Annotated in this window: 1 pseudogene; it reads left to right on the forward strand. The window is 58.4% G+C overall.

Annotation, left to right across the window (positions count from 1 at the left end):
* Positions 1 to 1,024 (forward strand): annotated as a pseudogene (locus ACIOUG_RS27195) (ribonucleoside-diphosphate reductase subunit alpha); the annotation flags it as partial.

Raw genomic sequence — 1,024 nt, forward strand, 5'->3', positions numbered from 1 at the left:
CAACTGGAGCCCTGACCTGTTCATGAAGCGTGTCTTCGATGACGGCAAGTGGACCCTGTTCTCGCCATCCGAAGTTCCGGACCTGCACGACCTGACCGGTAAAGCCTTCGAAGAGCGCTAAGAGTACTACGAAGCACTGACCGAGTACCCGGGCAAGGTCAAGCTGTTCAAGACCATCCAGGCCAAAGACCTGTGGCGCAAGATGCTGTCCATGCTGTTCGAAACCGGCCACCCATGGCTGACTTTCAAAGACCCGTGCAACCTGCGTAGCCCGCAGCAGCACGTCGGCGTGGTTCACAGCTCGAACCTGTGCACCGAGATCACCTTGAACACCAACAAGGACGAGATCGCCGTTTGCAACCTGGGCTCGATCAACCTGCCGAACCACATCGTCGACGGCAAGCTGGACACCGCCAAGCTGCAACGCACCGTGAATACGTCCGTGCGCATGCTCGACAACGTGATCGACATCAACTACTACTCGGTGCCGCAAGCGAAGAACTCCAACTTCAAGCACCGTCCGGTCGGCCTCGGCATCATGGGCTTCCAGGACGCGCTGTACTTGCAGCACATCGCCTACGGTTCCGACGCTGCCGTCGAGTTCGCCGACAAGTCGATGGAAGCGGTCAGCTACTTCGCGATCCAGGCGTCCTGCGACCTGGCTGACGAGCGTGGTGCTTACGAGACGTTCAACGGTTCGCTGTGGTCCAAAGGCATCCTGCCGCTGGATTCGCAACAGATCCTGATCGAGCAACGCGGCCAGAAGTACATCGACGTTGACCTGAACGAAACCCTGGACTGGGCACCGGTTCGCGCCCGTGTACAGAAAGGCATTCGTAACTCCAACATCATGGCCATCGCACCGACCGCGACCATCGCCAACATCACCGGCGTCTCGCAGTCGATCGAACCGACCTACCAGAACCTGTATGTGAAATCGAACCTGTCGGGCGAATTCACCATGATCAACCAGTACCGGGTTCGCGACATCAAGGCTCGCTGTCTGTGGGACTCGGTCATGATC

Origin of the sequence: Pseudomonas sp. NPDC087803 (genome assembly GCF_044742995.1) — a bacterium.
In the GTDB taxonomy this organism is placed as follows: Bacteria; Pseudomonadota; Gammaproteobacteria; order Pseudomonadales; family Pseudomonadaceae; genus Aquipseudomonas.